The 25,020-nt window shown below is 28.1% G+C and carries 22 protein-coding genes; 19 read left to right on the forward strand and 3 right to left on the reverse strand.

Features of this window, described 5'->3' with window-relative positions; translation table 11 throughout:
* Positions 1-179: 179 nt before the first annotated feature.
* The 16 genes from ACQPUW_RS03965 to ACQPUW_RS04040 all read left to right on the forward strand — a co-directional run bounded on the left by ACQPUW_RS03965 (position 180) and on the right by ACQPUW_RS04040 (position 19,106).
* Positions 180-2,189 (forward strand): penicillin-binding transpeptidase domain-containing protein, encoded by a 2,010-nt coding sequence (locus ACQPUW_RS03965; RefSeq protein WP_430836202.1) that lies wholly within the window; start codon positions 180-182, stop codon positions 2,187-2,189.
* Between the two features lie 180 nt (positions 2,190-2,369).
* Entirely contained in the window at positions 2,370-3,419 is a 1,050-nt protein-coding gene (locus ACQPUW_RS03970) for a galactose ABC transporter substrate-binding protein (protein WP_430836203.1), read from the forward strand.
* A 96-nt stretch (positions 3,420-3,515) separates the two neighbouring features.
* Positions 3,516-5,015 carry a galactose/methyl galactoside ABC transporter ATP-binding protein MglA gene (gene mglA / locus ACQPUW_RS03975; protein WP_430836204.1) on the forward strand — a complete coding sequence of 500 codons (1,500 nt, stop codon included), beginning with the start codon at positions 3,516-3,518 and terminating at the stop codon, positions 5,013-5,015.
* A gap of 16 nt (positions 5,016-5,031) precedes the next feature.
* Positions 5,032-6,054 carry a galactose/methyl galactoside ABC transporter permease MglC gene (mglC, locus tag ACQPUW_RS03980; protein ID WP_430836205.1) on the forward strand — a complete coding sequence of 341 codons (1,023 nt, stop codon included), beginning with the start codon at positions 5,032-5,034 and terminating at the stop codon, positions 6,052-6,054.
* Positions 6,055-6,067: 13 nt separating this feature from the next.
* Positions 6,068-6,262 (forward strand): hypothetical protein, encoded by a 195-nt coding sequence (locus tag ACQPUW_RS03985; RefSeq protein WP_430836206.1) that lies wholly within the window; start codon positions 6,068-6,070, stop codon positions 6,260-6,262.
* A gap of 266 nt (positions 6,263-6,528) precedes the next feature.
* Complete coding sequence (locus ACQPUW_RS03990; RefSeq protein WP_430836207.1) at positions 6,529-8,130, forward strand: response regulator; 1,602 nt, start codon at positions 6,529-6,531, stop codon at positions 8,128-8,130.
* A gap of 13 nt (positions 8,131-8,143) precedes the next feature.
* Positions 8,144-9,943 carry a sensor histidine kinase gene (locus tag ACQPUW_RS03995; protein ID WP_430836208.1) on the forward strand — a complete coding sequence of 600 codons (1,800 nt, stop codon included), beginning with the start codon at positions 8,144-8,146 and terminating at the stop codon, positions 9,941-9,943.
* Complete coding sequence (locus ACQPUW_RS04000; protein ID WP_430836209.1) at positions 9,940-10,914, forward strand: substrate-binding domain-containing protein; 975 nt, start codon at positions 9,940-9,942, stop codon at positions 10,912-10,914. Before ACQPUW_RS03995 ends, ACQPUW_RS04000 begins: the two co-directional genes overlap by 4 nt.
* 25 nt (positions 10,915-10,939) lie before the next feature.
* Positions 10,940-11,995 (forward strand): galactose ABC transporter substrate-binding protein, encoded by a 1,056-nt coding sequence (locus ACQPUW_RS04005; protein ID WP_430836210.1) that lies wholly within the window; start codon positions 10,940-10,942, stop codon positions 11,993-11,995.
* Positions 11,996-12,105: 110 nt separating this feature from the next.
* Positions 12,106-12,591 carry an LURP-one-related/scramblase family protein gene (locus ACQPUW_RS04010; RefSeq protein WP_430836211.1) on the forward strand — a complete coding sequence of 162 codons (486 nt, stop codon included), beginning with the start codon at positions 12,106-12,108 and terminating at the stop codon, positions 12,589-12,591.
* A gap of 69 nt (positions 12,592-12,660) precedes the next feature.
* Entirely contained in the window at positions 12,661-13,131 is a 471-nt protein-coding gene (locus ACQPUW_RS04015) for a GNAT family N-acetyltransferase (protein ID WP_430836212.1), read from the forward strand.
* 244 nt (positions 13,132-13,375) lie between these two features.
* Positions 13,376-13,927 carry an ECF transporter S component gene (locus tag ACQPUW_RS04020; protein WP_430836213.1) on the forward strand — a complete coding sequence of 184 codons (552 nt, stop codon included), beginning with the start codon at positions 13,376-13,378 and terminating at the stop codon, positions 13,925-13,927.
* 317 nt (positions 13,928-14,244) lie between these two features.
* Positions 14,245-15,597, forward strand: a complete 1,353-nt coding sequence (locus ACQPUW_RS04025; protein ID WP_430836214.1) for a sucrose-specific PTS transporter subunit IIBC — start codon at positions 14,245-14,247, stop codon at positions 15,595-15,597.
* Positions 15,598-15,675: 78 nt separating this feature from the next.
* Positions 15,676-16,656, forward strand: coding sequence for a LacI family DNA-binding transcriptional regulator (locus ACQPUW_RS04030; protein ID WP_430836215.1), 981 nt, complete (start codon positions 15,676-15,678; stop codon positions 16,654-16,656).
* 61 nt (positions 16,657-16,717) lie between these two features.
* Positions 16,718-18,178 (forward strand): glycoside hydrolase family 32 protein, encoded by a 1,461-nt coding sequence (locus ACQPUW_RS04035; RefSeq protein WP_430836216.1) that lies wholly within the window; start codon positions 16,718-16,720, stop codon positions 18,176-18,178.
* Positions 18,171-19,106, forward strand: coding sequence for a carbohydrate kinase family protein (locus ACQPUW_RS04040; RefSeq protein WP_430836217.1), 936 nt, complete (start codon positions 18,171-18,173; stop codon positions 19,104-19,106). The genes ACQPUW_RS04035 and ACQPUW_RS04040 overlap by 8 nt, the downstream gene beginning before the upstream one ends.
* Positions 19,107-19,214: 108 nt before the next feature.
* Here the strand turns inward: ACQPUW_RS04040 and nagZ are convergent, their stop codons facing one another.
* The gene (gene nagZ, locus ACQPUW_RS04045) at positions 19,215-20,321 is read right to left on the reverse strand and encodes a beta-N-acetylhexosaminidase (protein WP_430836218.1); all 1,107 of its coding nucleotides are present in this window, start codon (positions 20,319-20,321) and stop codon (positions 19,215-19,217) included.
* A 352-nt stretch (positions 20,322-20,673) separates the two neighbouring features.
* Between nagZ and ACQPUW_RS04050 the strand changes: the two genes are divergently transcribed.
* Positions 20,674-21,234, forward strand: coding sequence for a hypothetical protein (locus tag ACQPUW_RS04050; protein WP_430836219.1), 561 nt, complete (start codon positions 20,674-20,676; stop codon positions 21,232-21,234).
* Positions 21,235-21,364: 130 nt separating this feature from the next.
* Here ACQPUW_RS04050 and ACQPUW_RS04055 read toward each other — a convergent pair whose 3' ends face one another.
* A complete protein-coding gene (locus ACQPUW_RS04055; protein WP_204595355.1) occupies positions 21,365-21,574 on the reverse strand; it encodes a cold-shock protein in 210 nt (69 codons plus the stop codon).
* Positions 21,575-21,976: 402 nt separating this feature from the next.
* On the opposite strand from ACQPUW_RS04055, the gene ACQPUW_RS04060 reads away from it, so the two are divergent.
* Both ACQPUW_RS04060 and msrB read left to right on the forward strand, forming a co-directional pair.
* Positions 21,977-23,878, forward strand: coding sequence for a PAS domain-containing sensor histidine kinase (locus ACQPUW_RS04060; RefSeq protein WP_430836220.1), 1,902 nt, complete (start codon positions 21,977-21,979; stop codon positions 23,876-23,878).
* Positions 23,879-24,085: 207 nt separating this feature from the next.
* On the forward strand, positions 24,086-24,550 hold the full coding sequence (msrB, locus tag ACQPUW_RS04065) for a peptide-methionine (R)-S-oxide reductase MsrB (RefSeq protein WP_430836221.1): 465 nt from the start codon (positions 24,086-24,088) through the stop codon (positions 24,548-24,550).
* A 29-nt stretch (positions 24,551-24,579) separates the two neighbouring features.
* On the opposite strand, the gene ACQPUW_RS04070 is transcribed toward msrB, so the two are convergent.
* Positions 24,580-24,933, reverse strand: coding sequence for a winged helix-turn-helix transcriptional regulator (locus ACQPUW_RS04070; protein ID WP_430836222.1), 354 nt, complete (start codon positions 24,931-24,933; stop codon positions 24,580-24,582).
* Positions 24,934-25,020: the final 87 nt, after the last annotated feature.

The following is a 25,020-nucleotide window of genomic DNA, read 5'->3' on the forward strand; positions in this document are numbered from 1 at the left end:
ATATAATGATTGAAAAGGTATACCATATATTAGCTTATTATATGGTATTTTTTATATTGAAAAGGTGTATTTAAAAAAGATTTTATGTAAAAATTTTCATTAAATGGATTTAAAAACTTGAGGGCTTTAAAATTAATATGGTATAATTCAGATGATTATGGAAGATGGAGGGATGAATAATGAAGATTTCTAAAAAGATAATCTTAGCATTAATTATGCTACTAGGACTATCTATGTTTATGGTTAGTTGCGGAACTGATAAAGAGAAAGATGCATTTAATACATATAAACAAAAATGGATAGAAAAAGATTACAAAGGAATGTGTGAAATGCTTACTACAGATTCTAAAAGTAAGATTACAGAGGAGGAATTTGTTAACAGGTTCAGTAATATATATGGGGCTATGGGGGCTAGCAACATGGCAATTGAACCAGGTGAAGCAGAAAAGGTTGATGGTGGAGTATCTATACCATTTACATTAACTATGGACACTGTAGCTGGAAAAGTAGAATTAAAAGATTTTAAGGCAATAGTAGTAAAAGATGATAAAGACTACAAAATTAAATGGAATGATAATTTAATATTACCTCAAATGGTTGAAGGAGATAAAGTAAAAGTTGAAACTTTTGCTGCAACTAGAGGTAAGATACTAGATAAAGATGGAAAAGCTTTAGCTGAAGATGGAAAAGTTGATGTTGTAGGAATACATCCAGCGGTATTTGTTAAAGAAAATCAAGATAAAAAAATAAGTGAAATGGCAAATATTCTTGATATAAGTGAAGATACCATAAAGAAAAAACTTGAGGCTAATAAGAACCCAGGAAACTTTGTTGAAATTGTAAAAATACTTCCAACAGATGAGAGAGTTAAAAATTTAGAAAATCGTGATACAGAGGGTATAATGATTCAAAATACAACTTCTAGAGTATATAATGGTGGAGAAGCCTTTGGTAGACTTGTAGGGTATATAGGGCCAATAACAGCAGAAGAATTAGAAAAAATGAAGGACAAGGGCTATACTTCAAGTAGTATAATTGGTAAAAGCGGATTAGAACAAGTTTATGAAGATACTTTAAGAAAGAAAAATGGTGGAGAAATATATATAGAAAGAGGTACTGAAAAAATATCAGTAGCAAAGAAAGATGCTGAAAATGGAAAAGATATAAAACTTTCTATAGATTCAAAACTTCAAAGTAAGATATATGATGAAATGAATGGAGAAAAGGGCGCATCAACAGCAGTGAATCCAAAAACAGGAGAAGTACTTGCTATGGTTAGTGCACCTTCATATGATTCAAATATGTATACAACATATATGACAAAGACTCAAAAGAAAGAGCTTGAAGATACAAAGTATGCAGCACAAGAAAATAGATTTAACAAAGCATACTCACCAGGATCAACATTTAAGCTAATAACAGCAACTACTGGTTTAGAAGATGGAGTAATAAAACCTAATGAAGCTAAAGACATTAAAGGAACTAAGTGGCAAAAAGATAGTTCATGGGGAGATTATAAAGTAACAAGAGTAGATGATCCAGGAAAGCCTGTTAATTTAGTTGATGCTGTTAAGTATTCAGATAATATTTATTTTGCGCAAACTGCATTAGATCTTGGAGCAGATAAATTTATAGAAGGTGCTAAGAAGTTTGGTATAGGAGAAAAGATGGAGTTTGGATATCCAATGGCAGATTCTCAAATATCAAATGATGGAAAGATTAAAGATGACATAGCGTTAGCTGATAGCGGTTATGGACAAGGGCAAGTAATGGTTACACCACTAAATATGGCATTAGCATATAGTGCACTTGGAAATGCTGGAGATATAATGCAACCAAGATTAGTTACAAGCATAAATGGAGATGCAAAGGTTTGGAAAAAGAGTGCTATAGATTCAAAATATATGAAAGATTTAATAAAAGCTTTTGAAGCCCCAATTAATGATGCTGGAGGAACTGCAACAGATGCAAAAATACCAGGAATAAGTCTTGCAGGTAAAACAGGAACAGCAGAAATAAAAGAAAATCAAAATGATAGAAATGGCAAAGAGGATGGATGGTTTGTAGCAGTTGATACAAAGGATTCAAAAATTGCAATATCAATGATTCTTGAGGATGTGAAGGATCAAGGGGGATCTCATGCAGTTACTCCGAGAGTTAAGAAGGTTTTAGAATCTTATTTAAAATAATTTATAAGAGTAGAAAAGACATTACCTAGAAAGGTAGTGTCTTTTTATATTTTAAAATAATAATTTATATAAAATATCATAGAAATTCGATAGAAGTGTTAAGAAATTCGTATGGAATAAGATGGTAAATATCTTTATAATGAAAACGTAAACAGAAAAAACATGTATGGAGGGGTTAGAATGATAAAATTAAAAAAAGTACTTGCCATAGCTATGGCAACTATGATGCTAGGAGGGGCACTTGCAGGCTGTAGTGGCAGTGGAAGTGACGATAAAAAAGAAGGAGCAGATTCAGGAAAACCAGTAAAAGTAGGAGTATGCTTATACAAATTTGATGATACTTATATTTCAACTGTTCGTCAGAGTTTAGAAAAGATCCAAAAGGATAACGAGGGCAAAGTTGAATTTACTTTCTATGATGGAAAAGGTGACCAAGCTACTCAAAATGATAGTATTGATACATTATTACAAAAAGATAATGATCTTTTAATGGTAAATTTAGTTGATACAGGAGCTGCTCAAACTGTTGTAGATAAAATAAAAGCTGCAGATGTTCCAGTAGTTTTATTTAATAGAGAACCAGCTACAACAGATGCTATAAAATCATATGATAAGTCTATATTTGTAGGAACAAATGCTAAAGAAGCTGGAGTATTACAAGGGAAAATACTTGCAGATGAATGGAAAGCAAATAAGGATTTAGACAAAAATGGTGATGGAGTAATGCAATATGTAATGCTTAAAGGAGAACCAGATAATCCAGAAGCTATTGCAAGAACTAAATTCTCAGTTTCAACAATTGAAGAAGCTGGTATAAAGACAAAGGAATTAGCAAACCAAGTATGTAACTGGGATCAAGCATTAGCTCAAAATGCTACTGAAGCTTGGCTTTCAAGATATAATGATGAGGTTGAAGTTGTAATTGCAAATAATGATGGTATGGCTCAAGGTGCTATAGCAGCATTACAAGCTAAAGGATATAACAATGGTGATGCTAAAAAGACTATACCAGTAGTTGGTGTTGATGCTACAGCAGCAGCACAAGACCTTATTTCTAAAGGATTCATGGCAGGTTCTGTACTTCAAGATGCAGAAGCAATGGCAACAGCTCTTTATAAATGTGGTGTTAACTTAGCTGAAGGTAAGAGTGCTATAGAAGGAACTGATTATAAATTTGATGATACAGGAGTTTCAGTTCGTATACCATACCAACCATATACTAAGAAATAAATCAAATAATTAAAAATAAAAAGTTGTGTTGCACTATATTATGTATGTAATATAGTGCAACTTAAAATAAGCAGAAAAGCGGTGAGAGCGAAGATTATGGAAAAATTTAAATATGTATTAGAGATGAATAATATATCTAAAAGCTTCCCTGGGGTAAAAGCACTAGATGGTGTTCAGCTTAAAGTTCGTCCTGGAACTGTACATGCTTTAATGGGTGAGAATGGAGCAGGTAAATCAACTTTAATGAAATGTCTATTTGGAGTTTATATAGAAGATGAAGGAGAAATCCTAATTGAAGGAGAAAAATGTAAATTTTCTAATCCTAAACAAGCTATGGAGAATGGGGTATCAATGGTACACCAAGAGCTAAATCAAGTATTACAAAGAGATGTTATGGATAATATTTGGCTTGGCAGATATCCAAGTAATAAAGGAATTATAAGTCAGAAAACAATGTTCGAGGAGACTAAAAAAATCTTTGATGAATTAGATATAGATGTAAATCCAAAAGTTAAGATGGCAAAACTATCTGTTTCACAAAGGCAGATGGTTGAAATTGCAAAAGCTGCATCTTACAATGCAAAAATATTAGTTCTTGATGAACCTACATCATCATTAACTCAAGAAGAAGTTAATCATCTATTTAAAATAATTAATAAATTAAGAGATAAAGGATGCGGAATAATTTATATATCACATAAGATGGAAGAAATACTTCAGATATCTGATGATGTAACAATTATGCGTGATGGAAAATGGATTGATACAATACCTTCAAAAGGTTTAACTACAGATAAAATAATAAAGCTTATGGTTGGACGTGATTTAACAAATCGTTTTCCACCAAAAACAAATAAGCCTGGTGAGATGATATTAGAAGTTAAAAATCTTACAGGAGCAAGTAGTCAATCAGTAAAAGATGTTTCTTTTGATTTAAGAAAAGGGGAGATTCTTGGAGTTGCAGGACTTGTTGGATCTAAGAGAACAGAGTTACTTGAAACTATCTTTGGAATTGAATCACATAGCGCGGGCGAAATAAAATTACACGGAAAAAGTGTAAATAATAAAAATTCAAGAACTGCTATAAAAAATGGTTTTGCATTACTAACAGAGGAACGTAGAGCAACGGGGATTTTTGGAGGCCTTGATATAAAATTCAATACCATGATTGCTAATATAGATAATTATAGTAAGGGTGGAGTATTAGATAATAAAAAAATGGTAGAAGATACTAAGTGGGTTATTGACAGTATGAAAGTTAAGACACCTAGTCAAAAGGCACAAATTAAGAATTTGTCAGGAGGTAATCAGCAAAAAGTAATAATAGGTAGATGGTTATTAACAAATCCAGAGGTATTACTTTTAGATGAGCCTACAAGAGGAATTGATGTTGGTGCAAAATATGAGATATATCAATTAATAATAGATTTAGCTAATAAGGAGAAGGGGATTATTGTTGTTTCTTCTGAAATGCCAGAGCTTCTTGGAATCTGTGACAGAATTCTTGTAATGTCAAATGGTAGATTAGCAGGAATAGAAGATACAAATAAGCTTAATCAAGAAAAAATTATGGAATTAGCTGCTAAATATATTTAAAAATTAGGGGGATAGTATGGAAAAGGTAAAAATGAATAAAGAACAAGTAAGTAAGTTTATGGTAAACTATGCGCTATACATAGTGCTAGCAATGATGATAGTTTTCTTTGTAATAAAAGAACCATCATTCCTTTCATTTAAAAACTTAACTAATATTTTAAGTCAAGCTTCAACACGTGGTATTCTAGCACTAGGAGTTGCAGGACTTATAGTATTACAAGGAACTGACCTTTCAGCAGGTCGTATATTAGGATTTACAGCAATAGTTTCAGCATCATTATTACAATCTACAACATATGTATCAAGAATGTATCCAGACCTTCCACAATTACCAGTAATTGTGCCATTAATTGTAGCCATGATAATTGGAGGTATGTTTGGAGCTGTCAATGGATTTGGGGTTGCAAAATTAAAGGTACATGCATTTATAATTACTTTAGGAACGCAACTTATTGCATATGGAGCATCATGTCTTTATATTGATAGACCTCCACTAGGTGCGCAACCAGTTGCCAACTTAGACCAAAGATATACGAATTTAGTAACAGGAAGTTTAAAGCTAGGACCGATAGAAATTCCATATTTAATTTTTTACTTAGCAATTATTGCATTAATTATGTGGTTTATTTGGAATAAAACAAAACTTGGAAAAAATATGTTTGCCATAGGTGGAAATCCAGAAGCAGCAGCAGTATCTGGCGTAAATTTAGCTAAGAATATTATGATTATATTTATGATATCAGGTATATTATATGGTATTGCAGGATTCTTAGAAGCTGCAAGAGCTGGTTCTACAACTACTAGTACAGGGTTTAACTATGAATTAGATGCTATATCAGCCTGCGTAGTTGGGGGAGTATCATTCACCGGTGGAGTTGGTACAATACCTGGAGTATTAATAGGTACAGTACTTCTTCAAGTTATAAACTATGGATTAAACTTCATAGGAGTAAATGCTTACTGGCAGTTTATAATAAGAGGTTTAATTATAATAGTAGCAGTTTCACTTGATGTAAGAAAATATCTTGCTAAAAAGTAATAGGAGAGATATTATGGAGAACAATAATATAGAACAAGAGATTTTAGAAAAACCTAATTTAGAAAAACAAAATAATGAACCTAAAAGAAATATTAGAGATAACTTATATGGGAATATAGATGTATCCTTGAAGACTATGGATAGATTTATTACAGTATTATTAGTTATGTTAGGTCTAGCTATAACTTTAGGGGTAGTTATTAAATAAAAAAATTATAATGGATTTTAAGAGGATTGATGGAAAAAACTTAAGTTTTATTCTATCAATCCTTTTTAATTTTAAAATTTTAAATATATAACTATAATAAATTGTTTTGAATTATTATATATTTTTTTCTAAATACATAATTAATATTAATTTTTATTACAAAATAAGAATAAAATGTTGAATAACAAATAATATGATGCGATAATCTATTATAAGGGATAAATTACATTAAAATGAAAAAGGTATAAATAATGGGAGAAAAGGGTATGGATTTATATAAGGTTTTAATAGTCGATGATGAAGAAGAGATTCGTCAAGGGATTATAAGAAAAATAGATTGGGAAAAGTATGGTTTTATAGTTGTAGGTGATGCTGAAAATGGTAAAGATGCATTAGAGAAAACAGAGAGATTACAGCCAGATATAATTATGACAGATATAAAAATGCCATTTATGGATGGATTAGAATTAGGAGAAAAAATAAAAGATATTCTTCCATCTACAAAAATTATAATTTTTTCAGGATCAGATGAATTAGAATATGCACATAAAGCCATAAAAATAAATGTAGTAGATTATGTTTTAAAGCCAATAAACTCTAATGAGTTAATTGAAGTGTTAAAAGCATTAAAAGATAAAATAGATAAAGAATATGATGAAAAAAAGAATGTAGAGAAACTTTATGAGTATTATAAAGAAAGTTTACCGATTTTAAAGGAAAAATTTTTAGTAGGAACAATAGAAGGAAGAATAAGAAGTGAGTCATTAAAAAAAGAAGCTAAGGAACTTGGAATAGAATTTAGTTTTCCCTTTGTTTCTGTAGGAGTAATAAATACTGATAGCATAAAAGAAAAAATAGATGAAGAAGAATTAAAAGAAGAATTAATAAATATATCAATAAAACAAATATTAGACGAAGTAATGGTAGATTACTGTAACTGTATAAGTTTTATATACTCAGGAACTATAGTTGCAATAGGAAATTTAAAGAGTGAGGAAGAGATACTAAAATTTATAAAGGGATTAAATGAAGTATGCAAAACATCAGAGCGTATAATTGGAAAAAGAGTTTCAGCTGGAGTTGGACAAGTAACTAGTGATTATTCCGAAATGAGATTCTCTTATAAGATGGCAAGAAATGCTCTTCATTATAGAATTGTACTAGGAAGGGGAAAAGCCATATATATAGATGATGTGGAGCCAGACAATTCAGTTCAATTACAATTTGATGAGAATGATGAGAGAGAGCTACTTAATTCTATTAAAATAAAAGGAGCTAAAGAAATAAGAGAAACCGTACATAGACTATTTATAAGAGTAAAGAAATCTTTATTACCATTTAATCAATATAAAATTTATTTAATACAAATTACTACATCATTATTAAAGGTGACACAGGCTTACAATTTAAGTATAGATGAAGTTTTTGGAGAAAATTTTAATTGCTATAGTCATTTAGATAACTTTGATTCAATAGATGATATAGAAGAATGGTTTATAGAAAGGTCTATAAAAATAAATTATTTAATAAAAAGAGAGAGATTAGACTCATCAAAATTGCTTGTAGATAAAGCAAAAAGATATATTGATAGAAATTATAGTGATAGTGATATGTCTGTAGAAAAGGTTTGCAAAAATCTGCATGTTAGCCCAACATATTTTTCTACAATATTTAAAAAAGAAATTGGAACTAGTTTTATAAATTATTTAACAACTGTAAGGTTAGAGGTTGCAGTAAATTTGTTAAATACAACAGACTATAAATCATATGTTATAGCTGAAAAAGTTGGATATCCAGAGCCAAATTATTTTAGTTACGTATTTAAGAAAAAATTTGGAGTATCTCCATCAAAATATAGGAATAGTTAAGTAGGTAAACTATATGAGATTAAATAGTTTAAAGTTAAACAATTTCTATAAAAATAAAAGTATGAAGTATATAATATCTATTTCATTTACTATAATTGCAGTTGCTGGAATGATTGCGCTTGGACAAGTATTATATATTAAATTTGTAAATATAAATGAAAGTATTATATCAAAAAATAATAAATCTATAGTAAATCAAGTAAATTTAAACCTTGATAGTTACTTAAGAAATATTATGAGAATATCAGATGGAGTCTATTACAATATCATAAAAAAATCTAATCTATCTTCTGATAATATAAGTAGAGATATGGAACTTATCTATGATACAAATAAAGATTTTTTAGTTAGTATGACATTGTTTTCAGAGTATGGGGAGGTAATAGCTGGCTACCCAATGAAGGAATTAAAATCTTCAGTAGACCCAAGGGATAGTGAGTGGTTTTCTAGTGCTATAAGTAAAAAGGGAAATCTACATTTTTCTACGCCGCACGTACAGAATTTATTCGAAGATCCAAGTTATAAATATAGATGGGTAGTATCATCAAGTAGAGCGGTTGAACTTACTTCTAATGGAGAAATAAGTCAAGGAGTACTTCTAGTTGATATGAATTTTAGTGGTATAGAACAAATTTTTAAAAATATAGATATTAGTAAATCAGGATATATGTATTTAACTGATGGAAGGGGAGAAATTATATACCATCCAAGGCAACAACTAATATATTCAGATTTAATAAAAGAAAATAATAAGATGGCAGCAGAATATGAAGATGGAACTTTAACGGAAGTTTTTGATGGAGAAAAAAGGTTAGTAACTGTTAAGAGCGTTGGATATACGGGCTGGAAGATAGTAGCTGTAACTCCTATGTCAGATATAACAGCAAATTATAGCCATATGAGAATATTTATTATATTCAGCATATTTTTTGGAATATTAATCTTAACTATAATTAATATTTTAGTATCATCAAAAATTGCAAATCCAATTAAGAATTTAGAAAATAAAGTTAGGGATTTTGAGGAAGGAGCTTTAAATATTGATTTTTCAACTGAAGGAACATATGAAGTTAGACATCTAGGGGAAGCAATAAATTCTATGGTATCACAAGTTAATGCATTAATGAAAAATATAGTAATAGAACAGGAATCTAAAAGAAAAAGTGAGTTAGATGCACTACAAGCTCAAATAAATCCACATTTCTTATATAATACATTAGATTCCATTATATGGATGATAGAAAGTGAAAAGTATGATGGTGCAATAACTATGGTTACTGCCCTAGCAAGATTTTTTAGAATAAGTCTAAGTAAAGGGAAAAATGTTATAACATTAAAAGATGAACTAGAACATGTGCGCAATTATTTAACAATACAAAATATACGTTACAAAAATAAGTTTAGCCATAAGATAGAGGCTGAAGATTCAATTTTAAATTTATCTTGTATAAAACTTATAGTACAACCATTAGTTGAAAATGCTATATATCACGGCATGGATTATATGGATGGAGATGGAGAAATATTTATAAAAGCATATAGTATAAATGAAGATGTGTATATTGATGTTATAGATAATGGACTTGGAATGACTGAATCTGTAGTAGAGTCTTTATTAAAAGGAAATAAAAAAATAAAAGGAAATGGTTCAGGGGTAGGACTTAGAAATGTTAATGAAAGGATTAAATTATATTTTGGAGAGGAATATGGATTGGAGATATATAGTGAGCCTGATGAAGGAACAACTATTAGAGTTCATATAAAGGCTTTAGAATATGATGACTATTATAATATGGAGGATAAAAATAAATGAAATTAAAGAGAAGGAATATACTATTTTTAATCTTTTTTATATTAATTATTTTTTTTATTATAATAGTTTTTAAATATTTAAATACAGAAGATGATAAAAATCCTATTTATAAGATGGCATATATAAGCAAAAATGATAATTTAACATTTATAAGTGAAGGGATTAATCAGGCATCAAAGGATATGAATGTAGAAGTAGAGATATATAGAATTACAAAAGAAAACAAAATAGAGGAGCAAAATAAATTACTAGAAAAATGTATAAATGATGATATAGATGCCATAATTATATCACCTTTAGATTATGAGAAAATTTCGGAAGTAATAAATAAGCATAATTATAATGGACCTGTTATATTAATGGATTCTAAAATGGACTTAAAAAAGAATTTATCATGTATATCATGCAATGATTACGATATAGGTAAAAGTTTGGCCGAAGAGATAATTCAAAGAGGAAATACAAGTGAGAATTTTGTCATATTCGGAAATGAAGAAGAATTTGCGACCTTAGAAGAAATAAATAAAGGATTCATTGAAGAAATAAATAACACAAGGAATAAATATAAGTATGTAAAAATAAGTGAAGATGAGAATAAACAGTATAGTGAAATATTAAAATATATAAAAGAGAATAGAGTAGATGTAATTGTAAGTTTTGATTCAGAAATTCTTGAGGTTATAGCAAAGATAAAAAAAGATTTATATATGGGAAATAAAAGGGAGAATAGTGATTTTGAGGTTTATGGAGTGGGATTAACTAATAAAATACTATCATATGTAGAAGAAAATATAATAGATGCAGTTGCAGTAAAAAATGAATTTAATTTAGGGTATTTAAGTGTAGAAATGGCTGTAAATAAATTGAAAAATAATAAGGTAGAAGAGAAAGATATAGATTTTTCTATTGTAAATAAGAGAAATATGTATTCAGAGAGAAATGAGAAGTTGCTTTTTCCTTTTGTTAAATAATAAAGGTAGTTTGGAGAGTGGAACCATGAAATCTTGGTTAAAAACTTTATCAGCCATAGTGTTATTAGTTAGTGCTAATACATTTATTGGATGCAAGGAAAAAACTACAAATGAAGAGGTGAAAGAAATAAAAATTGGAGTTAGTGTGTATGAAGGATCGGATATTTTTATTTCTAGCATAGTAGATAACTTAGAAAAACTAGCAAGGGAGAAGGGGGCAGAAGGAAAGTATAAATTTACATTCACCGTAGAGGATGCAAAATGTGATCAATATAATCAAAATGAGCAAGTAGATAAATTCATAAATCAAAATTATGATGTAATGTGTATCAATCTTGTTGATAGAAGGTCAGCTTCATTTATTATTAATAGGGCTAAAAATTCAGATATTCCAGTAGTATTTTTTAATCGTGAGCCTGTAGAAGAAGATATGAATATGTGGGATAAGGTATATTATATAGGAACACAAGCTGAACAATCAGGAATAATGCAAGCTGATATAGTATTAGAAAAATATAATAAAAATAAGAAAAGTGTAGATAAAAATAATGATGGAAAAATACAGTATGTAATGTTAGAAGGTGAGGAAGATCATCAAGATGCATTAATAAGAACTGAGTATTGTATAAAGAGATTTTTAGAAAGTGATGTCAAGGTTGAGAAGCTTGAAAGTTATATAGCTGATTGGAATAGAATAAAAGCCAAGGAAAAAACAGAAGATTGGATAAAAAAGTATGGAGATAAAATTGAGGTTATATTTAGCAATAATGACGAGATGGCTTTAGGTGCAATAGATGCCTTTAAAAATTTAAATTTAACTAGCAATATGCCTGTAGTGGTTGGTGTAGATGGAATAGAAGCAGCTATGCAGTATATTAAAGAAGGTTATTTAACTGGTACTGTATTAAGTGATGCTAATTCGCAAGCAGAAAAAATTTTTGATATCTCATATATTTTAGCTACATCTGAAGGGACAGAAGAAGATGAAATGATTCTAAATAGAAAGTATATTAGAGATTCTCATGAAATAGTAACAAAGGATAATGTTGATATATTTATAGATAAAATTATTAATAATTGAAATATATTAGAGAGAGATATAGGGGATAAAAAGTAGTATAGCTTATAAATTGTTTAATATTTTTTATAGTTATAAGGGTTATTATTATAATAATCTAAAAGGAGGGGAGTATGAGAAGATTTTATATAAAAGAAAGATTATTCGCTATGGGAGCAAAATTTGATGTTTATGATGAACATGATAATGAGGTTTATTTAGTTGAAGCAGATAAATTTGATATAGGAAAAAATATATCTGTATATTCTGCTAATAAGGATGTGAAATATGTTTATTTAGAGCAAAAAATTAGAATTGGTGCTCACAAATATGAACTATATGATGGAGTAGGTAATAGCATAGGAGTTCTTGAAAAAGAGTTGATGGTTCCTAATTATAGAGCTTCTGGAAAGGTTGGAGACATAGAATTAAAAGGTTTGGGAATCTTAGGAAGAAGCTATGATGTTATAAGAAATGGTATTTCAATTGGAAAGTTTTATAAGGAATTAACTTTTGGAAGAGATAGATACATTTTAGAAATTAATGATGAAAGTATAAACGAAATATTAATAGGTTTTGTGGTAGTTATAGATATGGTTAGGTTCCATAATAAAGGTTAAATTTCATAATAAGTAATAAGCCTAAAACCTAATAGTAAGGGAAAGAATTCATTTAAGGTGATAAGTTATATGTGTAGTGATAAGTTAAAGATAAGGATAGAGCATGTTAAAATTAAAGAGGTACCAATTGATTTATTATTAGTTGCAGATCCATCAATTGATGTAATAAACAAATATATAAATAAATCAAAAGTAATAGTAGTTAAAATAGAGAATGATATAGTAGGAGTTATAGCATTTTTAGAAAAAGAGAATAGTGTATATGAGATAATGAATTTAGCTGTAGATGAAGGTTATAGAAGAAGAGGTTTTGCAAAGAATTTAATTATAAAAGCAGAAGAGTATATAAAGAGCTTAGGCGGAATTAGGATATTAATAGGTACTGGTAACTCATCTATAAACCAAATAAATTTATATAAAAAGATGGACTTTACAATAACAGAGACAAAAAAGGATTTTTTTATAGAGAATTATAAAGAAGAGATATATGAAAATAATATACAATGTAGAGATATGATAATGTTAGAAAAATTATTGTAGTTATTGAGGATAGGTGAAAAAGACTATCCTTTTTATTTTGAAATATTTTAATAAATAATAAATTTTATTTATAATGTAATACTAATAAGAATAAAAAGGATAAAACTATTTAAAATGTTTATTAAGTTACAAGGTTTAAAGAAATGCTCTAATAAGTGTTAATAGAAGTTTATAAATTATTTAGTAATGAATTCATATGTTAGATATATCATTTATCTATATTAATGCAAGGAGATAGAGGTATATGCAAAATGTACATAGTGGTGAAGATTCTAGAATAAGAATGCTTGTCCTGACTGGACTTATGATAGCGCTTGTTTTTATTGCTGGAAGTATTATAAAAATACCTACTCTAAATGGATTTATGCAACCTGGAGATTGTATGGTTTTATTATCAGCAGTACTTTTAGGTAAAAAATATGGAACAGCAGCTGGAGCCATTGGAATGGCACTAGTTGATTTGTTAGGAGGATATATTATATGGGTGCCTTTTACATTTGTAATAAAAGGTTTTATGGCACTAACAGCAGCTATATTAATAGAAAGAGCTAAAAAGAAAAATTTCAATACTTACTTAGTTGCTTTTATAGTTGCAGGGGTTGTAGATCTTATAGGATATTTTATAGGTAATGCAATAATGGGTGGACTTATAATGGGAGCTTCTAATGGATTTGTAGGAAGTATTATATATGCAGCTATGCATGTTCCAGGAGATGCAGCGCAAGTAGTCCTTGGTATAGTAATAGCTCTTCCTTTAGCGAAGATTGTTTATAAAGCAAAAGAAAGAATTGAATAGACACTTCAAAATAATAACTTACAAAATATAACTTACAAAAAGATGTGCTTTTAAATAAGTGCATCTTTTTTTATTAATACATCATTCTATGAAACTAATACCATAAAATCTATGTAAAGGTTTTATAAAAATATATGAATAATAAAATAAATTAAATAAAAATATATATGTATTTAATAAATGAAATTAATATAATTAATTTAATAAAATAATATATAAAATTATATTATAATGATATTTTTCTAAATTGACAGAATATATATGGAACTGGTACCATAAAAATATCAAAAAGAGATTTTTATTAGGAGGTATTGAAAATGAGTAAAGAGCAAGTAGTTGCGAGGGAGATTTTAAAATATATTGGTGGAAAAGATAACATTAAATCGATGGAACACTGTGCTACAAGATTACGTCTCATATTAAAAGATAAAAGTTTAATTGATGAGAAAGCAATTGAAACCATTGACGGAGTAAAGGGACAATTTTTTGCAGCAGCACAATATCAAATAATTTTAGGGACAGGCTTTGTAAATAAGGTATATGCAGCAATGTCAGGAGAAGGTATTGATACTGGAAATGTTAAAGAAGATGCATATAGTAATATGACATTACCGCAAAAAATATCTCGTACTCTAGGTGATATTTTTGTACCTATAATTCCAGTTCTTGTTGCAACTGGATTATTCATGGGGCTTAGAGGCTTACTAGTAAATTTAGGAGTAGAATTAAATCCTACTTTTAATACACTTACAGAGGTTTTAACTGATACAGCATTCATATTCTTACCAGCATTAGTTGCATGGTCAACTATGAAAAAGTTTGGAGGAACTCCAGTAGTTGGTATAGTACTTGGACTTATGCTTGTAGCGCCACAGCTTCCAAATGCTTGGCAAGTAGCAGGTGGAGCAGATCCTATATATATTTCATTATTAGGACTTAGTATTCCTATAGTTGGATATCAAGGTTCAGTACTTCCAGCATTAGTACTTGGAATAATAGCTGCAAAACTTGAAAAGACAATCAGAAAGTTTATGCCAGATGTATTAGATTTAATAGTAACGCCATTTTTAACTTTATTAGTTTCAATGTTACTTGGATTACTTGTAGTTGGTCCTATAATGCATACAAGTGAAGTATATATTTTAGAGTTATTTAAGATGTTCTTAGGTTTACCACTTGGTATTGGTGGAGCAATAATTGGTGGAGTTCACCAAGTTATAGTAGTATCAGGGGTTCATCATATATTCAATGCATTAGAAGTTGAACTTATATCAGGTACAGGATTAAATCCATTTAATGCTGTAATTACTGGAGCAATAGTAGCACAAGGGGCAGCTGCACTTGCAGTTGGACTTAAGACAAGAGATAAAAAGAAACGTTCACTATATATTTCATCAGCAATTCCAGCATTTTTAGGAATTACTGAAGCTGCAATATTTGGTGTTAATTTAAGATTTATAAAACCATTTATATTTGCATGTATAGGTGGAGCAGCATCTGGAATGTTCGCTTCAATAATACATTTAGCAGGAACAGGAATGGGAATAACAGCATTACCTGGAACTCTTTTATATGTAAATTCAAATTTAATTGGATATTTAATAGCAAATGGAATTGGAATAGTTGTAGCATTTTTATTAACATATATTTTCTTTAAGCCTCAAGAGTAGTGTATTTAAACTCGTGAATAATGGTATAATTATTAAAGCTAATAGCATGGAAAATATACCTTTATTTAGGAGGAGAAAATGAAAGTAACAATACAAGATATAGCTAACATGGTGGGAGTATCAAAAAGTACAGTATCAAGATATTTAAATGGAGGCTATGTAAGTGGTGAAAATGTTAATAAAATAAAAGAGGCAATTGAAAAAACCGGCTTTGAAACAAATTTCTTTGCAAAGAGATTAAAAGCTAAAAAAAGTAAATTAATAGGGATAATAATGCCTAGAATAGATTCATTTACAGCAGGAAAAACATTAAATGGAATAAATAAAAAGCTAGAAGAACATGGATATCAAGGCATTATTCTAACTAGTGAATTAAATAGAGAAAAAGAATTAAGTCATATAAAGAAGTTATATCAGCAAGGGGTAGATGGGATTATAATAATGTCCTTTGAGATAGCAAAAGAACACGTAAAAATAGCAAATCAACTACCTATACCTGTTATGTTTTCAGGTCAAAAATCTGAATACTTAAACTATATAACTTTAGATGATGAGAAAATAGGAAGATTACTTGGAGAATATATAAAAAAGCAAGGACACAAAAATGTTGTGTTTTTAGGAGTAAGTGAAAAGGATAAGTCTGTTGGAGTTTTAAGAAAAAAAGGATTTTATGAAGTATTTGAAGGAGAAGATTATAGGTTAAACTTTGTTGAAACAGACTTTTCATTTAATAAAGCATATGAATCAGGAGATAAAGTTTTGAAATATAATCCAACAGCAGTTGTTTGTGCAACTGATAATATAGCACTTGGACTCATGAGATTTCTTTTAGAGAGAGGGATCAAAATACCTGATGATATATCAATTGCAGGATTTGGAGGCTATGATGTTGGTGCAATAACTTATCCATCACTTACTACTGTAAAAATTGATTATAAACTGTTTGGTGAAAAGACAGCAGATAGAATTTTAAATCTAATAGATGAGGAAAAGTTAGATGAAATAGATGATATTCCTTTAGAGCTTATAATAAGAGAAAGTGTAAAGAGAATAGATTAGATAAAATTCTATTTATGCATATATAATTTCACCAATCAGATTTTTGGAGGGTGAAATTATAGTGAAATTTAGGAGCAGTAGTGAGATAAATAAGGATTGTATAGAGTATTATAAAAAACAAAAGAATAAATGGAGAAATAACTTTCACTTTGAAGCACCATTTGGACTTATTAATGATCCAAATGGATTAAGCTATTACAATGGAGAATATTATATATTTTTTCAATGGAATCCATATGGATGCGAACATAAATATAAGCATTGGGGGTATGTAACTACAAAGGATTTTAAAAAGTTTAGTATCCCTAAAGTAGCTATATCACCTACTGATTGGTATGATAAGGATGGATGCTATTCAGGTAGTGCCCTTGTAAGAGATGGCAACTTAGAACTTTTATATACAGGAAACGTTAAGGATGAAAATAATAATAGAGAATCATACCAATGTAGAGCAGTCTTATCAAAAGATGAGAAGATAGAAAAGCTTGGTCCTATAATAAAAGAAATTCCAAAAGGATATACAGCTCATTTTAGAGATCCTTATGTTTGGGAGCAGAATGGTAAGTATTATAGTATTTATGGAATACAAAATAAAGAATTAAAAGGCAGAGTATTACTTTATAGTTCAGATGAGTTTGATACATGGAAACTTGAAGGTGAAATTAAAACTAATTATGATAATTTCGGTTATATGTGGGAATGTCCATCTTTATTTGAACTAGATGGGAAGGACATATTTGTAGTATCTCCCCAAGGTCTTAAGGCTGAAGAGTTTAAATATCAAAATATATATCAATCAGGATATATGATTGGAAAATTAAATTATGAAAGTTTAGAATTTAAACATGGAGAGTTTAAAGAGTTAGACAAGGGGTTTGATTTCTATGCACCACAGGTATTTAAAGATAATAAGGGAAGAACTATTTTAATAGGATGGATGGGATTACCTGAAACTGAAGATGTACATCCAAGTAAGGTATATGGGTGGATACATTCATTAACTATGCCAAGAGAATTATCTTTAAAAGATGATAGGATTTATCAAAAGCCAATTGAAGAGATTAAGAATTTAAGAGAAGAAAATGTATTTAATTTATCTGATATACAAACTGATTATATGGAATATAATGATTTAATGTCTAATAGTTATGAATTAAAGCTAGATGTAGATAAAAATACATCTTCAGATATAGAAATTAAATTTATGGCTTCAGATGAAGAGTATACATTACTTAAGTACAATTTTGACGATGAGATATGTATTATAGATAGAAGCAACATGCTATTTGGAGATAAAGATGCTAGGAAATTTAAATTAGAGGGAAAAAATAATTTTAAAATAGATATGTTTGTTGATAAATCAGCAGTAGAAATATATCTACAAGATGGAATGGAAGTAGCATCCATTAGATTGTATCCTAAGGATTCAAGTTGTGGTATCTCTGTAAAATCAAATGATGGTAAACTTAATATCAATTCAATGAATATTTGGAAAATGGGAGAGGTGGAGTACTGTGAATAAAGTGTTTTGCATAGGAGAATTATTAATTGACTTTATTGGTAAAGATATTGGAACAGGATTAAAAAGTGGAGTAAATTTTGAAAAAAAAGCAGGTGGTGCACCAGCGAATGTTTCAGCAGCAGTTTGTAAACTTGGCGGAGAAGCTTACTTTTTAGGACAAGTTGGGAATGATTCATTTGGAAGATTCTTAGTAGACATGTTAAAGTCAATAAATATAAATACAGAAATGACTAAAATGGATGGATACACTACTTTAGCCTTCGTTGCTATTGATGAAAGTGGAGAAAGGGACTTTGAATTCCATAGAGGTAGTGATGGAGAATATTCATTTGATAATATAGACTTAGAAAAAATCAGTAATAGTGATATTATACATTTTGGTTCAGCAACAGGTTTTTTAGATGGAGAACTAAAAAATACTTACTTTAAATTATTAGATTATGCAAAAGAAAATAATATATTTATTTCATTTGATCCAAATTATAGAGATATGTTAATTACTAATGACAAATTAGATGGATTTGTTGAAGATTGCAAAAAGTTTATAAAACAATCAGATTTTATAAAAGTTAGCGATGAAGAAATTAAATTAATAACTAAGGAAGAAGATTTAATAGAAGGTGTTAGGAAGCTACACGATTTTGGAGCTAAAGTTGTTGCTGTAACATTAGGTGGAGAAGGAACTCTTATAAGTGATGGAGTTAATATGGAAGTAATTCCATCAATTAAGATAAAACAAGTAGATTCTACAGGCGCCGGAGATGCTTTCGTTGGTGGAGTTCTTAAAAAGTTATCTGAAATAGAATACAAAAAAGAAATAAGCTTTGATGGGTGGAAAGAAGTAATATTCTATGGAAATAAAGTTGGAGCTATAACCTGCACTAATTATGGAGCTATTGATTCTATTCCAACAGAAAAAGAATTATAATATTAATTAAAGGAACTATCTAAAAATAGACAGTTCCTAATTTAGTTTTGAAACATATTCTTTCTATTAACTAGGATACTTTAATGTGATTTAATAAATATTATTAGGCTAATATTTATTATTTAACACATCAGTAATTGATTTATTAATTTCATTAACATCAACAGAATTAATTTTATTATCTGTTAGTTTATACTTTTCCTTTAGTGAAAGTATTCTATATACACTTTCATTAAGTCTATCTTCTGTAATAGTTTTATTTAAAACTGATTCCTTTATAGAATTAAATACCTTTTGTATATTTTCATATTGATGAGAGACTAAAATTATGTCTGCACCAGCATTAGTTGATTTAACTGCAGCATCGCCTATATCATAATTTTTTATAATAGCACCCATAGTCATATCATCAGTTATAACTACTCCATCAAAGCCTAAATCTTTCCTAAGAAGATTAGTAATTATATTATAAGAAAGAGTTGCAGGATACTTAGGATCTAATTTAGGTAGTAATATATGAGCAACCATAACAGCATCAGCATCTTTATCAATGGCAGATTTAAAAGGAACAAGTTCAAAATCAGTAAGTCTTTTTAAATCATGATTAACGATAGGAAGCCCCATATGTGAATCTACAGAAGTATCACCATGTCCTGGGAAATGTTTAACTACTGGGATGACATTTTGAGACTTAATTCCTTCCATGGTCCGAGTGCCAAGTCTTGTAACTATATCTTTATTATTACCAAAAGATCTTATACCAATTACAGGATTGTTAGGATTACTATTAATATCAAGTACAGGTGCATAATCCATATTTATTCCAAATGCATTAAGCTCTTTTCCTAAAGTTTTTCCTATGTTATAACTAAAATCTTCATTATTAATTTTACCTATATAAGAATTAGATGGAAGCTTTTTTATTTCCTTAGGCATTCTAGTAACATTTCCGCCTTCTTCATCTGTTGATATAAAAAGTGGTGCAATATTCTCCTTATTAAGTGATTTTAAAGTATTTGTAAGTTCAAGTAGTTGATTAGGATTTTCTACATTTCTTTGAAATAATATAAATCCACCTAAATGATTTTCTTTTATTAATTTTTCAGTATTTGAGTCAACTGTATATCCATTAAAACCACCAATTATTAGCTGACCTATTTTTTCATCTAATGACATAGTGTTTATTTTATCTTTTATAGCATCTACTTTATTCATTGTTGTATTAGCCTCCTCTGGACTTTCTTTAAAGTCAGTATAAAAGAATATACATGAAAATGAAAATACAGTGATTAATAAAATTAGAAATAAACTAAGTCTTTTCATATTTCTCCAATCTTAAAGATTATAAATCTCTAAATAAAAATAAAAATAACATTATGATTATTACCAAATTAACAAGAGTTTAAAAATTTTCATGAGAAATATATTAATAAATTTATGATAAAGGTAAAGTGTATAGAATTAAAATCTAAACTTATCTATATTATAGATTTTATTATCAAACTATGATATACTAACAAAGTTTTTAAATTAATATATAAATTAAAACTAATTAAAGGAGTAAAATATGAATAAAATTATTCTAAAACTATCAGATGTAAATATAGAAGGATTACTAAAAAAATATGAAGCAGATTTAAAGAATATATATAGATCCCTTAAGGATGAAAAATTAATAGATTTAATTGATATTATAAATTTAAATGATTTTAAAATAGACAATGAAATAAAAAAAGAATTAAATGAAAGTGATTTAATAGAGCTTTTAAAAAAAGAAGAGTATGGACTATTTTTAATGGTTGGAGGAATATGTGATGAAAATGTTACATATTTTAGATTTATTGATGGAATTCAATATAGAATAGCGCCAGGTGAATGTTATGAAGAATCATCTGAAAATTTTCATGATTATAAATGTGAAGAAAAGCTTATTAAAACAGGTGAGATGGAGTTTTCTATAGAATGCTCTTATGGAATAGTTTTATATATTGAAGAGGAAAATCTAAATTTAATTATGGTTGAATTAGTTGAAGATGATTATAACAATTATAATGGAAGAATAATAAATAAAAGTGATGACTTTGGAATAATTACAAGAAAATATATAGATACTAATATTAACTATTAATATCAAAATTTAAATGTATAATAGACATACTTAAGGTTAAAATAATAGTGTAGTCAATGAAGAATCTGTAGGTTCGGATACCTTGACTATAGGACACTACCATAAATTAGGTAGTGTCTTTTATTTTTTATTATATTTTTTGAACGTTTATAGCCATAGGACCTTTCTGTCCTTCTGTTATATCAAATGAAACACTCTCTCCTTCATGAAGGTCTTTATTATTACCCTCTTCTTTTACATTTGAATAATGAATAAAAACATCATTACCATCATCACATGAAATAAATCCATATCCTTTCTCTTGATTGAACCATTTCACAATACCTGTTGTACTAGCCATAAAAATCTCTCCTTAAGTTGAATTTCCTAAATAGTATTTGCTAATTTTATAAATTTTACACATTAATAGATAATAATCTTAAAAATATTTAATATAATGAAAAATATGTTTTTAATGTTAATATTTTGATATATAATATACAATAAATAATAAAATTTTCAGTACTTATAAAATTTTAATAAATATATTTTAAAAGCATTTTTAATAATATATTTATAAGTTTTGAAATATATTTATAAAAACAAATAATAAAATTAAATAATTTTATAAAAAAATATATATTATAATACAAAAAAAGTAGTAAAGTGTTGTATTGAATTAAAACAGATAATATAATTTAAGTATAATATGTAAAATATATACTAATAGCGTGGGGAAGAAGCGTATAAAAAGGAGAATCTTATGGGGAATAAGTGGAGGGAAATACTAAATACAGTATCAATGAAATATTTTTACTGTAAGGTTTCAAGTAATGAGGATAATAAAGGGTTTGATGTTTTAGTAGAGGAGACTAATTATGATGCTGAATATATAATAAATAAAAGTTTCAATGAACTACTAAAAGAAGAGGAAAGTAATCTGATATTATATAACAAAGATTTTTGGAATGATATAATTAGTATAGTAATGATATATGAAGAGTTTAAAACAGACGGTATGGATGTTAAAAAAATCAATGATGATCATATAATTTTATGGTGCAAAGAAGAGTCTATAAAAGAAAATAAAAGGTTAGAAGAAGAATTAAGAGAGCAGAAAAAACTTTTAGATTTATTTATTGATTCTATGCCAGATTTTGTATTTTGCAAAGATATTCATGGAAGATACACAAACTGTAATAAAAAATTCGCAGAATATATTGGGAAAAGTAAAAAAGATATAATAGGAAAATCAGATTGGGAACTATATGACAAAGAAAAAGCAAAATGGTTTAGACATATTGATAATGAAGTTATTGAGGCTAAGGCAAGAAAAGTATATGTAGATGAAATAGAGTTAGCAGATGGAACCCGGTATATCGAGGAAATTATTAAAGTCCCATATTTTGATAAAAATAATAAAATTGCAGGTGTTATAGGAGCAACAAGAGATATATCATATAAAAAAGCTGTTGAAGATACATTGATAACTAATGAAAGAATACTATTTAATATTCTTAATCATCTTGATGATGTTGTTATCATTAAGGAGAAAAGTAGAACTATATTTGTTAATGATGCCTTTGAGAAACTTTATGGTGTAAGCCGCAATGAATTATATGAGTCAGATGACTTTTTAGTTGCACCTAATAATATACATCCTGAAGATAGATATTTGTTTGATAATATAAATTACGATGAGCCCTTCGATGAAGTTGCAAGAATAATTAGAAATGATAGTGAAGTTAGATGGGCTTGGTTTAGAAGCCATCCATTAAAGGATGAAAACAATAATACCTTAAAACGAATTATTGTTATAAATGATATTACTAATAAAAAAGAAGAGCAAAGTGAATTGGATAAGCTAAGAGAAGAGTTTTTTGCAAATATATCTCATGAATTTAAAACTCCTATAAATTTAATATTTACTTGTTTACAACTTTTAGATTTAAAGATAAAAAATTCAAATATTGAAGACAAAGACGATTATATACAATATGTTAATGCATGTAATAAAAATACTTTTAGAATGATAAAGCTTATAAATAATTTAATAGATAGCATAAAAATAGAAGAAGGTTTCTTTAGATATAATCCTATTAAGACAGATATAGTTAGTTTTGTTGAAAATATATGTGAAAGAACTAATGATTTTGGATTTACGAAGCCTGTAGAAATTATTTTTGATACAGAGATTGAAGAAAAATTAGCATTTTTTGATGAAGAGCACATGGAGAGAATAATTTTAAATATTCTATCTAATGCTATAAAATTCAATTCATCTAAAGGGAAAATAGAAGTTTATTTATATTGTAATAACAATATGGTAGAGATTAGAATAAAAGATAATGGAGTAGGAATATCAAAGGATAATTTAGAAGTTATTTTTGATAGATTTAAAATGATAAATAATAGAATGACAAAAATAAGTGAGGGCTGTGGTATTGGGCTTTATATTGCAAAATCTTTAGCAAAAATGCATGGAGGAGATATACAAATCCATAGTATATTAGGAGTTGGTACAGAAGTAGTAGTGATTATACCTGATATAGAAAACAATATGCATGAAGTAAGTGAGTGTGCAATGACTAGAATGGACAATAATGTAGACTATGTTCAACTTGATAGAATGAAAGTTGAATTTTCAGATATATATATATATTAGTATTAGACAAGTATTTGAGGTATGTATTAAGATAGTTAATATATACCTTAATTTTTTTATTTTAATAGGAATACATAAATTAATTTTCTTAAAATTCATAATTAAGAAACAAAAAATACATTAAATAAAGTTATAACTATATAAATATAGGTTAAAATAAGGTCATAGACTATAATTAAGTATATTAATAATATAAGAGGTAAAAAAATGAGTAAGTATGAAAAACTAAGTGAAGAACAATTAAAAAGAGAACTATCAAATTTGCAATATAAAATAACTCAAGAAGGTGCTACGGAGCCACCATTTGGAAATGATTATTGGGATAACTTTAGAGAAGGAATATATGTAGATATAACAAGTGGTGAACCATTATTTTCATCTACAGATAAATTCGATTCAGGATGTGGATGGCCAGCTTTTTCTAAGCCAATTACTAAAGATGTAATAAAAGAAAAAAGAGATAGTAGTTTTAATATGGAGAGAATAGAGGTTAGAAGTAAAAATTCTGATTCTCATTTAGGACATGTCTTTTGTGATGGCCCTAAAGAACTGGGCGGATTAAGATATTGTATAAATTCAGGATCATTAAAATTTATAAGAAAAGAAGATATGGAAGCCGAAGGATATGGTGAATATATCGATTTATTAGAAAATGAAACAATTAAAAAATAAAGCTAAGGACAGATTTTTATTATCTGTCCTTAATTTTTATTAATAGACTCTTGAGTGGTAAGGTGTGAGAAATATTTATAAGACCATTTTTCAATTTCTTTAATTGCGCATGTTAAATCTTTGCCCATTGGAGTTAATGAATATTCAACTCTAGGAGGAACTTCTGGATATATTACTTTAGTTATTAAGTTATCTTTCTCTAGCTCTTTAAGGTTTTCTGTTAGTACTTTTTGACTTACGCCTGGTGTAAGTCTAGTAAGCTCTAAAAATCTTTTTGGGCCGGAAGAAAGGTGGCAAAGTAATACTGATTTCCATTTACCTCTTACAAAATCCATCGCTAAATCTAAAAGACAAACATACTCTTTACCATTATTAATTATCATTTTATAATTCACCTCTTAAAACTACTTATACAATACTAACAAATTTTATTAATATAAGTCAATTAAAGTAAGTAATATAGATATTTC

It is taken from the genome of Clostridium sardiniense (assembly GCF_050584765.1).
GTDB classification, from domain to species: Bacteria; Bacillota; Clostridia; order Clostridiales; family Clostridiaceae; genus Clostridium; species Clostridium sardiniense_A.

What these genes read in the sequence shown, in the direction of transcription:
- ACQPUW_RS04020 (WP_430836213.1), top strand. Translation starts at nt 13,376, where the DNA reads ATGCAAAATGTACATAGTGGTGAAGATTCTAGAATAAGAATGCTTGTC.
- ACQPUW_RS04005 (WP_430836210.1), top strand. Translation starts at nt 10,940, where the DNA reads ATGAAATCTTGGTTAAAAACTTTATCAGCCATAGTGTTATTAGTTAGT.
- ACQPUW_RS03990 (WP_430836207.1), top strand. Translation starts at nt 6,529, where the DNA reads ATGGATTTATATAAGGTTTTAATAGTCGATGATGAAGAAGAGATTCGT.
- msrB (WP_430836221.1), top strand. Translation starts at nt 24,086, where the DNA reads ATGAGTAAGTATGAAAAACTAAGTGAAGAACAATTAAAAAGAGAACTA.
- ACQPUW_RS03970 (WP_430836203.1), top strand. Translation starts at nt 2,370, where the DNA reads ATGATAAAATTAAAAAAAGTACTTGCCATAGCTATGGCAACTATGATG.
- ACQPUW_RS04010 (WP_430836211.1), top strand. Translation starts at nt 12,106, where the DNA reads ATGAGAAGATTTTATATAAAAGAAAGATTATTCGCTATGGGAGCAAAA.
- ACQPUW_RS03985 (WP_430836206.1), top strand. Translation starts at nt 6,068, where the DNA reads ATGGAGAACAATAATATAGAACAAGAGATTTTAGAAAAACCTAATTTA.
- ACQPUW_RS04060 (WP_430836220.1), top strand. Translation starts at nt 21,977, where the DNA reads ATGGGGAATAAGTGGAGGGAAATACTAAATACAGTATCAATGAAATAT.
- ACQPUW_RS03995 (WP_430836208.1), top strand. Translation starts at nt 8,144, where the DNA reads ATGAGATTAAATAGTTTAAAGTTAAACAATTTCTATAAAAATAAAAGT.
- nagZ (WP_430836218.1), bottom strand. Translation starts at nt 20,321, where the DNA reads ATGAATAAAGTAGATGCTATAAAAGATAAAATAAACACTATGTCATTA.
- mglC (WP_430836205.1), top strand. Translation starts at nt 5,032, where the DNA reads ATGGAAAAGGTAAAAATGAATAAAGAACAAGTAAGTAAGTTTATGGTA.
- ACQPUW_RS04025 (WP_430836214.1), top strand. Translation starts at nt 14,245, where the DNA reads ATGAGTAAAGAGCAAGTAGTTGCGAGGGAGATTTTAAAATATATTGGT.
- ACQPUW_RS04050 (WP_430836219.1), top strand. Translation starts at nt 20,674, where the DNA reads ATGAATAAAATTATTCTAAAACTATCAGATGTAAATATAGAAGGATTA.
- ACQPUW_RS03965 (WP_430836202.1), top strand. Translation starts at nt 180, where the DNA reads ATGAAGATTTCTAAAAAGATAATCTTAGCATTAATTATGCTACTAGGA.
- ACQPUW_RS04055 (WP_204595355.1), bottom strand. Translation starts at nt 21,574, where the DNA reads ATGGCTAGTACAACAGGTATTGTGAAATGGTTCAATCAAGAGAAAGGA.
- ACQPUW_RS04015 (WP_430836212.1), top strand. Translation starts at nt 12,661, where the DNA reads ATGTGTAGTGATAAGTTAAAGATAAGGATAGAGCATGTTAAAATTAAA.
- mglA (WP_430836204.1), top strand. Translation starts at nt 3,516, where the DNA reads ATGGAAAAATTTAAATATGTATTAGAGATGAATAATATATCTAAAAGC.
- ACQPUW_RS04030 (WP_430836215.1), top strand. Translation starts at nt 15,676, where the DNA reads ATGAAAGTAACAATACAAGATATAGCTAACATGGTGGGAGTATCAAAA.
- ACQPUW_RS04070 (WP_430836222.1), bottom strand. Translation starts at nt 24,933, where the DNA reads ATGATAATTAATAATGGTAAAGAGTATGTTTGTCTTTTAGATTTAGCG.
- ACQPUW_RS04000 (WP_430836209.1), top strand. Translation starts at nt 9,940, where the DNA reads ATGAAATTAAAGAGAAGGAATATACTATTTTTAATCTTTTTTATATTA.